Origin of the sequence: Streptomyces sp. NPDC059142 (assembly GCF_042755665.1) — a bacterium.
Classification (GTDB): Bacteria; Actinomycetota; Actinomycetes; order Streptomycetales; family Streptomycetaceae; genus Streptomyces.
Map to the genome: position 1 here is coordinate 49008 of NZ_JBHZDA010000043.1, position 6591 is coordinate 55598.

General features: G+C 69.7%; 5 protein-coding genes. All 5 read left to right on the forward strand.

The features are described from left to right. Positions 1 to 316 precede the first annotated feature (316 nt). The 5 genes from ACFXPK_RS17705 (at position 317) to ACFXPK_RS17725 (ending at position 6227) form a co-directional block, all read left to right on the forward strand. Complete coding sequence (locus ACFXPK_RS17705) at positions 317 to 886, forward strand: TetR/AcrR family transcriptional regulator (protein WP_385006239.1); 570 nt, start codon at positions 317 to 319, stop codon at positions 884 to 886. 87 nt (positions 887 to 973) lie between these two features. Next, positions 974 to 1258: a hypothetical protein gene (locus ACFXPK_RS17710; RefSeq protein WP_385006237.1), complete on the forward strand. Its 285-nt coding sequence runs from the start codon at positions 974 to 976 to the stop codon at positions 1256 to 1258. 395 nt (positions 1259 to 1653) lie between these two features. Next, positions 1654 to 3693 (forward strand): flavin monoamine oxidase family protein, encoded by a 2040-nt coding sequence (locus ACFXPK_RS17715; protein ID WP_385076299.1) that lies wholly within the window; start codon positions 1654 to 1656, stop codon positions 3691 to 3693. After that, positions 3690 to 5543 (forward strand): thiamine pyrophosphate-binding protein, encoded by a 1854-nt coding sequence (locus tag ACFXPK_RS17720; protein ID WP_385076302.1) that lies wholly within the window; start codon positions 3690 to 3692, stop codon positions 5541 to 5543. The genes ACFXPK_RS17715 and ACFXPK_RS17720 overlap by 4 nt, the downstream gene beginning before the upstream one ends. A gap of 174 nt (positions 5544 to 5717) precedes the next feature. Next, positions 5718 to 6227 carry an inclusion body family protein gene (locus ACFXPK_RS17725; RefSeq protein ID WP_385006229.1) on the forward strand — a complete coding sequence of 170 codons (510 nt, stop codon included), beginning with the start codon at positions 5718 to 5720 and terminating at the stop codon, positions 6225 to 6227. Positions 6228 to 6591 lie beyond the last annotated feature (364 nt).

The following is a 6591-nucleotide window of genomic DNA, read 5'->3' on the forward strand; positions in this document are numbered from 1 at the left end:
TCCCGACTCACCGCTCCTTCCATCAACCCCCTCACCGCGCACCCCTCCCGACACTCGTTCGTCTACTGACAGCTGCGCGACGCCAAACGCCTCCCCCTGCCCCCTGCCCCTGCCCCCTGCCTCTCCTCGAACCGCCGTCCCGTCGCGGCGCATCCTGGTCATGGCCGCCGCTGTCCGGCGCAACCGCGGGAGCGGCGCCCCGGGCACGCGATCGCCGGTCACCAGCCACCGGCCACCGGTCGCATGCGGGCACCGAATGCAGCGGACCTGTTCGTCTACGATAGATGGCAATCGACATCCAATCGGGAGGTGGCTGATGGGCCGCGTATCGCAGGCGCAGGCGGAGGAGAACCGCCGGCGGGTCGTGGAGACCGCCTCCCGGCTGTTCCGGGAGCGGGGCACCCACGTCAGCGTCGCCGACCTCATGAAGGCGTCCGGTCTGACCCACGGCGGCTTCTACAAGCAGTTCGCCTCCAAGGAGGCGCTCGTCGACGAGGCCACCGCCCACGCGTTCGGCACGCTCACCCGGCTCCATGAGGACGGGGCGCGGCGGTACGAAGGGGAGCGCGGCGCGGCCCAGCGGGCGCTGATCGACAGCTACCTCTCGACCGAGCACCGCGACAGCGCGGCGGACGGCTGCCCCGTCGCCGGGCTCGCCTCCGACATGGCGCGCGACCCCGGTGACGGCGAGGCCCACCGTGTCTACGCCGAGGGTGTGGGCGCCTTCGCCGCCTGGCTGGAGACCGAGGACCAGGACGGTACCGCCCGGCTCTGCACGATGCTCGGCGCGCTCGTCCTGTCCCGGGCCACGAAGGGCTCACCGCTCTCCGAGGAGATCCTCGCCGCCGCGCACACGGCGCTGACGGCCACCGACCGGCCGGGGTGAGCGGGACGCCCGGTGTGTGATCGTGGGATCCCGGAAGGCGAGGGGTCCCGAACGGCCACGAACCCGCATGCTGATAGCTTCGCGCCCGTGATCGTGTATCCGCTGTGGCATGTCGGCCACCAGAACGAGGCCGGTGACGACGGCTCGACCGTGCACGTCGACGGGAGCGGCGTGTACTGCGACGAGTCGGACGGCGACGACGTGAAGCTGCTCGGTGTCTACTCGACCCTGGAACGGGTCGAGGAGCGTGTGCGTCAGGCGCGACTGCTACCGGGCTTCCGTGACGAACCGGAGTGCTTCCGCTTCGACCCCTGCGAGCTCGACGAGGATGACTGGGCCGAGGGCTTCGTCCGGGTTCCGCCGGGCGAGTAGGCCCGTGGGCGGAGCCTTGGCGGGAGGCCGTTCCGCGGTCGTACGGGCCCAGGGCTTCGGTGTGGCCGTACGCGTCCCCCTGTGGCCGCTCCGCCCGTGACGCATGACCGACGCATATGCGGCCCCTTCCTGATCGGAAACGGGGAATCAAGGCCGGATGTGCCGGTGTCTCCGGCGGAACAACTCTCGCCGATTCCACAGGAATTCCATATTCCGTGAGCGAATAACCGCCTCGGATTCGCTCTCCTCCCTCTTCCGTCTCTGGTGAAACTCCGGCCCGTTCCCGGGAAATGCGGGCAAGTAGAAATTCCGTCAACCGATGCGATCGGTGTTTTTAGGACTTTGCCTGTCGGGGGAACCGAGAAATCGTTTCTCCATATCTACGATCGTCAGCTATGACCGACATACCACGGGACAACTCCGCCACCCGTGCGCGCTGGCAGACATGTCTCAGGCTCGCCCGCGAACTCCTTCTCGTCGGGCAGGACGGCAAGGACCTCAAACTCGGCTATCTCCACACCCTGATCGACACGGGCCACCTCGGCCCCACCGCGCATCCGCGCAAGAAGATCCTCGTCATCGGCGCCGGTGTCACCGGTCTCGTCGCCGGGCGGCTGCTCAAGGACGCCGGCCACGACGTGACGATCCTGGAGGCCAACGCCAGCCGCGTCGGCGGACGGATCAAGACCGTCCGCGCCACCAAGCACCACCAGCCCTTCGACGACCCTGCCCAGTACGCCGAGGCCGGCGCCATGCGGCTGCCCGACTTCCACCCGCTCGTCCTCGCCCTCGTCGACAAACTCGGGCTGGGACGCCGCCAGTTCTACAACGTGGACGTCGACCCCTCCACCGGCAGCGGACCCGACACCCCCGTCCCCCCGGTCACGTACACCTCCTTCACCGGCCGGACCTGGAGCTACGGCGACGACAGCCCCGACTTCCGTGAACCCGACAAGCTCGGCAACTCCTGGATCCGCGCCAACCGGGTCCAGGTACGGCGCACCGCCTACGCCACCGCTCCCGAACGGATCAACGAGGGGTTCCACCTCACCGACGACGAGGTCCGCGCCCCCGTCATGAGGACCGTCGACGGGGCGCTGGAGAGCGTGCGCGACTACTACTCCGACCTCGTCGACGGAGAGCGCGTCAACAAGCCGTTCGACGAGTGGATCGAGGGCTGGGCCCGGGTGATCCACGACTTCGACGGCTATTCGATGGGCGGCTTCCTGCGCGACTACGCCGGACTCAGCGACGAGGCGATCGAGGCCGTCGGAACCCTGGAGAACATGTCCTCCCGGCTCCACCTCTCCTTCTTCCACAGCTTCCTGAGCCTCGGCGACATCAACCCCCGGGCGCGCTACTGGGAGATACCCGGCGGCAGTTGGCGCCTGCCGCACGCCCTCCACCAGGGCCTGCGCGACGAGGTACGGCTCGGCCACCGCATGATCCGCCTCGAATACCACGACCCCAGCCGCGACGCCGACCCCGAGGGCACCGGCGCCGTCGGACCCGACGGACGGGGCGTCGCCGTACAGACCGTCGCCGAGAACGACCCGCAGGCCCCGCCGCGCCTGTGGACCGGTGACCTGGCGATCGTCACCGTCCCGTTCTCCGCCCTGCGCTTCGTGGAGATCGTCCCCTCCATGTCGTACAAGAAGCGCCGCGCCATCATCGAGACCCACTACGACCAGGCCACCAAGGTGCTGCTGGAGTTCAGCCACCGCTGGTGGGAGTTCACCGAGGACGACTGGCGGGGCGTGCTGGAGAGCGTCGCACCGGGCGCGTACGAGAACTACCGGCTCAACACCGGTGCGGACGAGGCCGATCCGGACCTCACCTCCCCGGGGGCGGACACCGGTCTGCTCGGGGCCGCGGTCAAGGACAGCAGCGTCACCGAGGAGATGCGGCAGCTCAACACCACCATGCCGCTGCGCGGCCCGGCCGTCAGGCCCGCCACCCACTGCTTCGGAGGGGGCTCGGCCGCCGACAACCCCAACCGCTTCATGTACTACCCCTCGCACCGGGTCGAGGGCAGCACCGGCGGTGTGGTGCTCGCCGCGTACTGCTGGTCCGACGACGCCACCCGCTGGGACTCCATGCGCAACGCGGAACGCTACGTCTACGCCCTGCGCAACCTCCAGGCGCTGCACGGCCGGCGGATCGAGGTGTTCTTCACCGGGCGCGGCGCCACCAAGAGCTGGGCCCGTGACCCGTACGCCTTCGGTGAGGCCGCCACGTACACCGCGCACCAGATGACCAGCTTCCACCTGGACGTCCCCAGGCCCGAAGGCCCCGTCCACTTCGCCGGCGAGCACACCTCCCTCAAACACGCCTGGATCGAGGGCGCTCTGGAGAGCGCCGTGCGCGCCGCGGTCGCCGTCCATCAGGCCCCTCCCGTCACCACGCCGGGCCAGGACACGGAGGGCAGCTCGTGACCGCGACCACCCCCCGGTGCACGGTCGCCCGCTATCTCGCCCTGCGGCTGGCCGAGTTGGGCATCACCCACCTGTTCGGCGTGCCCGGCAACCACCTCGGCCCGTTCCTGACCACCCTGCGCGCCGAGGGCGACGTCGAGTGGGTCGGTACGCCGACCGAGGGCGGCGCGGGACAGGCCGCCGACGCCTACGCCCGTATCCACGGCGTCGGCGCGGCGGCGGTCACGTACAGCGTCGGCGCGTTCAACCTCCTCAACGCCTGCGGCGGCGCCTACGTCGAGCGGATACCGTTCGTCGCGATCAACGCCTCCCCGCCCTACGAGCAGTGGCAGAACTACCGGGCCCTCTCCCTGCTCACCTCGCACATGAGCCCGCGCGCGGAGAGCAACCTGGACGTCTACCGGCAGGTCACCGTGGACGCGCAGGTCATCTCCAACCCGGGCCTCGCGGCCGGCCAGATCGACGCCGCGCTCACCGCGTGCCTCTCCGAGAGCAGGCCGGTCTACCTGGAGGTCATGGAGGACCTGTGGGACGAGCCCTGCCCCGAGCCGGGGGAGCCGGTCGTCCGGCGCGAACGGCCGTTCGGCGCGCGCAACCAGCTCATGCTGGACCGGGCCGTGTCCGCGATCCTCGCCCTGGTCGAGGAGCACCCCGGCCCGGACGGAACGCCCCGACCGGTGCTCTGGGCGGGCGAGGAGATCGGCCGGCTCCGTCTCGCCGGGCCGTTCACCGAGCTGGTGGAGTCCACCGGTGTGCCGTTCTGCACCACCGTCGGCGCCAAGGCGGTCGTCGCGGAGGACCTGCCGCAGTTCCACGGGGTCTACAACGGACGGGCCAGCCACCCCGACGTGCGCCGGATCTTCAAGGAGTGGGCCACCTGCCGCATCGGGCTCGGCGCCTGGTCCACGTCGAAGAACCTCGGCGGCGAGCAGGACATCGGCGACGACTGGGTGATGGCGGCGAACGGCGGTGTCAGCGTGGGCACTTCCTACTTCCCCGACGTCCAGCTCGAACAGCTCCTGCCCGCCCTCCAGGACGCGCTGGTGAACCGCTACGGCTCCGGGGGCCTGGACGCCGACTACTACGCCGAGGCCCACGCGCACCACGGGGCGCCCGGTGACCGCCCCGCCGACCTGGAGCGGCACCGCGCCTCGCTCCGCGTGGCCGCCCCGGCGTCCCGGCACGCCGAACGGCTCAGCTACGACGGCCTGTTCGACCGGATCAACCACTTCCTCGGCCAGGAGACGGAGCAGAACTGGACGGTCGTCTCCGACGCCGCGTTCTCCCTCATCGGGTCGATGAACCTGTCCCTGCCGGCGGGCGGGTTCCTGTCGCAGATCAGCTGGCTCTCCATCGGCTGGTCGGTCGGCGCGGCCACCGGCGCCGCGCTCGCCCCGGAGCGCGGGCACGCCCGCCCGATGGTCTTCGTCGGTGACGGTGCCTTCCAGGAGACCTGCCAGGAGATCTCCACCCACACCGGACTCGGGCTGCGCTCGGTGGTGTTCGTCCTGGACAACGGGCACTTCTACGGCATCGAGCAGATGCTGGTGCACCCGTCGTACTACGCGGACCGGGGCTCCGGCGGGGCGGACGGCACGGACGCGGACTTCTACAACGTCCTCCACCCGTGGCACTACGAACGGCTCGCGGATGTCTTCGCCGGCAAGGAGACCCCGGCGAACGGGCTCAGCATCGCGTACGCCTCCGAGCTGGACGACCTGCTGACGCGCCTCACCGACCCGGCCGACCCGGTCAACGCCGGGCCCCTGCTGGTCCGCGTCCGGCTGCACCGGCACGACTACCCGCGGGCGATGGCGTACAAGGTGCCGAACCCCGGCACGACGGCCTGACGGACGGGGTCATGGCGTGCCGGGCCGGTTCGGGCCGGTTCGGGCAGGGCCGCGCCGGGGCGGGGCTGGTCGGGCCGGGGCGGGCTCCGGAGGGGGAAAGGGGGGAGCCAGGGCGCAGACGCGAGGAAGCCTGATCGGAAATCCCATGTACGTGTGTATGCGAAAGGGCAGGAAATGGCTGATCTCAACGTACTGATCGCGTTCGACGCGGCCACGATCGTCGAGCGGAACCCCAACGCGTCGAGGAACCCCGAGGCGCCGACACAGGTCGACCACGCCCTGATCTACATGACGACCCGCCACGACCACATCGTCGGCACGTCGGGCGCCGAGCTGAACCTCCGGGCCGAGCCGGGGGACAGCATCAGGTGGCGGGAGACGACGCTGTCGCTCGGCAGCGACTACAAGGCACTGCTCTACAAGTACGTCAGCAGCGACAGCGACCACACGCTCATCAGGACACCGGAGATCGAGGTGATCGACGGCGTCTTTCCGATGCCGAAGGAGGGATCCGAGGGCAAGCCGGAATTCGTGACGCAGAACTACGAGGACCATTACTGGCGGACGACCGTCAAAAGGGCCGGGAAGGTCGTATACCACTTCTACTTCCAGATCCTGGACCACCACCGGCAATTGCAGGGGTACTTCCAATGGGACCCCTTCATCACCATCGAGAATCCCTGACGGCCGACGCCCGAGGGCGGCGGCCGTCAGGGCCGCCGCCCTGCTCGGTCACCACCCCGGCCGGAAGCCGCGCCGCGCATGCACCGGGGAGCGCCGGCTCCCGCCCCGGGCCATGCTCGAACGGGAACGGACCGGGGGCGCCGGATCACGAAGGAGCGCGCTCCCTCGGGTCACACCCGCTGCCGGACCGGCACACGGTCTCCGCCGATGGGAAGAATCTTCGATCGTAGGATGAGCCGAGGCCCTTGGGCGGGCAAGTGCGGTGGGGGGGGGGGGGGGCGTGGTATGGGGGAACATAAAAGCGAGCCCCAGGCGAGACTTGAATAAGAAGCAATACACTAAACTTATATGAAAAAAAAAAATA